This window comes from Clostridium sp. (genome assembly GCF_051656525.1).
Taxonomy (GTDB): Bacteria; Bacillota; Clostridia; order Clostridiales; family Clostridiaceae; genus Clostridium.
Genome location: NZ_JBOGCC010000365.1, coordinates 1 through 3,540, shown reverse-complemented (window position 1 = coordinate 3,540; position 3,540 = coordinate 1). Strand labels below are relative to the sequence as shown.

4 protein-coding genes are annotated in these 3,540 nt (G+C 53.8%); 3 read left to right on the top strand and 1 reads right to left on the bottom strand.

Annotation, left to right across the window (positions count from 1 at the left end; translation table 11 throughout):
* Positions 1-141: 141 nt before the first annotated feature.
* The gene (locus ACRDDY_RS17730) at positions 142-360 is read right to left on the bottom strand and encodes a hypothetical protein (protein WP_438566255.1); all 219 of its coding nucleotides are present in this window, start codon (positions 358-360) and stop codon (positions 142-144) included.
* A 172-nt stretch (positions 361-532) separates the two neighbouring features.
* On the opposite strand from ACRDDY_RS17730, the gene ACRDDY_RS17725 reads away from it, so the two are divergent.
* From ACRDDY_RS17725 to ACRDDY_RS17715, 3 genes are all read left to right on the top strand, one after another.
* Positions 533-874, top strand: coding sequence for a hypothetical protein (locus tag ACRDDY_RS17725; protein WP_438566254.1), 342 nt, complete (start codon positions 533-535; stop codon positions 872-874).
* Positions 871-2,310: a hypothetical protein gene (locus ACRDDY_RS17720; RefSeq protein WP_438566253.1), complete on the top strand. Its 1,440-nt coding sequence runs from the start codon at positions 871-873 to the stop codon at positions 2,308-2,310. Before ACRDDY_RS17725 ends, ACRDDY_RS17720 begins: the two co-directional genes overlap by 4 nt.
* Positions 2,310-3,540, top strand: a 1,231-nt coding sequence (locus ACRDDY_RS17715; protein WP_438566252.1) for a hypothetical protein, incomplete at its 3' end; no start/stop codon positions are given. The genes ACRDDY_RS17720 and ACRDDY_RS17715, both read left to right, overlap by 1 nt.

Sequence of the window (3,540 nt, the reverse complement as noted above, 5' to 3'; positions counted from 1 at the left end):
GAAACACTCGTTAATCGCATTGCAGAAGCGAATAACGCCGAGCAGTAACCCACGCGGGGGTAATAGCGTTTAGCCCGGCGCTCCCCGCGTGCGGTTCTTACGGGCTTAATAGGGGCGCATTGCGCCCCTTTACTTTATGTGTCACTCCTGCACCAGCTCCCACTTACCAAAGAGACAGGCGGGGTACATGCAGTAAATTTCATCACCTTCGTCAGAAGTTGTAATAAACCCATCACTCAGGACGCGCCCACCGCAAACCGTATCGGGATCTTTATACCCTGCATGCACCGGATAAATATTACCTTCGGTGACTGCCGTATCGTATGACTCCACACATTTTACTTTCTGACCCTTTTGCATCTTTGTCACTCCTTCTCTAGTTGGTGAATTAACTCTACCGTCATTTGACCAACCTGTCAACACCTCCACAGTTGTTATCCTCGCTGCGCGTTGTTATAATGTGTCCAGAACGGGCTGTTTTACCAACATTTTGGTAGACGGCCTTTTTTTTTGTGGCCGCGAAAGGGGTCATATGTACAGCAGCACATGCGCACCAGTGGTAAATAACGTAACGCTAGGGTACGGAGAGAACCACGATTTCAACTTACTGTTCCAGACAGCTATCGACCTGACAGCTGCGACCTGTACGTTTACCGTTCGCCGGAACAACTCGGACGACATCGTACTGCTGACCGCCAATTCCCCAATCACCAACAAATCTGTGAATTTCCATATCACGCCGGAGCAGTCTCGGACACTCGGTGCAGGTATCTTCTATTACGACATCTGGATGATGAACGGTGAGGAATTTGAAAAACCTATCGTCACCGGAACACTAACCATCAATCAACTGACCACGCGGGTGCAACCATGAGCTGTAGTGACATTCAAGTACAGATCCTCGGTGATGCGACGGACATTCTGGTCTATGTAAAACAGGCGCAGGATGCCGCCGCAGCAGCAGCACAGTCGGCCAGTGCTGCGGACTTGAACGAGTCGGCTACAGCGCAGACCAAGAAAGATGTGGAAGCGCTGAAAACGCAATCAGCCGCGAGTGCCGCGCAGTCAGCCACCAGCGCCGGACAAGCCGCACAGTACATGAACGCCGCCGAGCAGTCCGCACAAAATGCCAGTGCGTCAGCGGTACAGGCTGCAACGGATGCGACAACATCGACACAAGCGGCACAGAGTGCTGCAACCGATGCCACACGTGCGGAAGCCGCAGCGACCCGCGCCGAGAATGCACCGGTACGTCTCAAGGTGTCGCGTGATGGGCAGATGCTCAATGAAACCACATCGGAGTTCGACTTTACCGGTGCAGGTGTGGTCATCAAGCAGAAGGTAGCGGATCCGTCGTCGTTCACCGTTGAGATACCCGGGCACCCCGCTACAGGTATTGCGGATGTGACCGGGTTGCAAAACGCTCTGGATGCGAAAGAGGCGTCACTCGGCGTTCCGGCAAGCGACTATCAGGTGTTGGCGTCCAAGCGTGACGGTACGCGCTACTGGGTGAGTCAAAACGGCGCATCCGGCTCACCACTGTCAATCGAGAAGGTCGGCGGAGTTCAACACCTCGTTGACGTGATGCAAATCGGTGACGGTCTATCTGTGTCCGTAGCGGGACGTGTGGTCACATTGTCGGCCGACGTCACGCAGGGCGAGATTGACGCATTGACGCAACGCATCAGTGGGTTGTACGTCAAGACACAACAGGACTTTGACCAAGCGTGCGCCGCCGCCATTGCACCGTATGCGACACGCATCACCGCGCTGGAAAGTGGTGCAGCTATCACCGCTCAAGACATTGTGAGTTTGAAGGGGCAGATCACCAATATGCTGCAGTCGATACAGTCGTTGCAAGCGGCAAAAATCGACAAGGTGGAAAGCAAGGTTAACCCAGCGTCACGCACTATCACACTAACGTTCAAGAGTGGGCAGCAAGTGATCGACACCGACCTGATAGACATCAGCGCCATGTTCGCAACTAATCCGCCAGCCGACCAGCACGCAATATGGTTCGGGTTCACGACCGCCAAGCCGCCGACCGAGGCGCAAATTAAGACCGGCACGACCGAGCAAGATCACGTGATCATCGGTCACGATATTACACTCGCACGTGCGGACGCGACTCCTGCGTACATGTACGTGTGGATCCCTGATGTGCTCGGTGCGATTACCGGCTTTAGCTTTGCACATGCGTTCACCGCGGTGTGGCAGTCCTATCCGGTCACAGTGGACGGTGCGGTGGGAATGGTGTACGTGAGTGACAATCAGACAGCGTCCAAATCAGTCTCATTCGAGGTGCAGTAATGACAATTAAGATCGGCGAGAAGCTGGAAAAACTGGATCCGGCGGACACGTACAAGCTAGTCGACGGCGCGGACGTTGAAGGATTCGACACGCTCAAAACGCAGGTGGACCAGCACGAGCAGGATAAGAATGCTATCGACAGCCGCGTGACTACTGCGGAAGGTCACATTCAGACATTGCAACAGACCGATATCGACCTTACCAACCGCGTAAACACCGCTGAGCAGCACTTACAGACATTGCAACAGAACGATGTAACAATCACCGCAATTGCGCATGGTAATACCGCAGCTATTCAGCAGCTAGACCAAAGTGTGAAAGCTGACATGCAGGTGATGCAGTCCAACATTGCGCAGAAAATTAGCGGCCTGCATGTTGAGGATATCGGCAACCACGCTTTCGATGACATTAACGCGTTACATTTTATCGGTGCCACGGTGAGCGATGATGGTTCCCAGCAGGCCACTATCACCATCGACAAGCAGAAAATAAACGTCAGCAACGGTCAGGAGCCGAGCTCGAAGAACTTCGACGTGGAGAATTTGGAGTTTCCGGGCGCAAACCTGAGCACCCGCGACAACGGTAAAATCGCAGTTGTGGCGCTGACCAATCCGGCGACCGGCATCGATGTGACCGTTGATGGGACAGACTATACCGACCAAAAGTCTATCGAGTTCGAGCAATTCACCGCCGTTAAGCAGGGCGACAAACTGGTACTGACGCCGCCAACGTCTACCGGTGGCGGAAACCTGATCCTTGACGATGGTACTAGCAGCATCGGTGGTATAACTAAGATTGAGGTGCCGACTTCCAAGCTGGTAGATAAATCAGCCGGCGTAGTCGAACTCACACCGCGCGTTTCGTTCGAGAACCTGTCTGGCGGTTATGACACATTCAGTGCGCACACATTAACCGTGGCGGCACCGCTCAAGGTTGAAAGCAGCAAGAACAGTCCGTCGGGTCCGCCAGATCCTGACCGCGTGACAATGACCATCGATCCGGCAGCGTACGAGCGCCAGCACACAGCAAGCTATCTGGCTTACTTGGCTGACGAGACTAACATTGTCGGCAAGAAAGGTATCACCAAACACGCTGGCGCGCTGTGGTTCGAGGATATCGTTTACAGTTCGCCAACCTACATTCAGATTGACCGCAACAGAAAGTTGATTGGGATTCAGGAATACGACGGACTGGATCCTAACGTGACCGGCGGACAGGATTACCTAATTG

What these genes read in the sequence shown, in the direction of transcription:
- ACRDDY_RS17720 (WP_438566253.1), top strand. Translation starts at nt 871, where the DNA reads ATGAGCTGTAGTGACATTCAAGTACAGATCCTCGGTGATGCGACGGAC.
- ACRDDY_RS17730 (WP_438566255.1), bottom strand. Translation starts at nt 360, where the DNA reads ATGCAAAAGGGTCAGAAAGTAAAATGTGTGGAGTCATACGATACGGCA.
- ACRDDY_RS17725 (WP_438566254.1), top strand. Translation starts at nt 533, where the DNA reads ATGTACAGCAGCACATGCGCACCAGTGGTAAATAACGTAACGCTAGGG.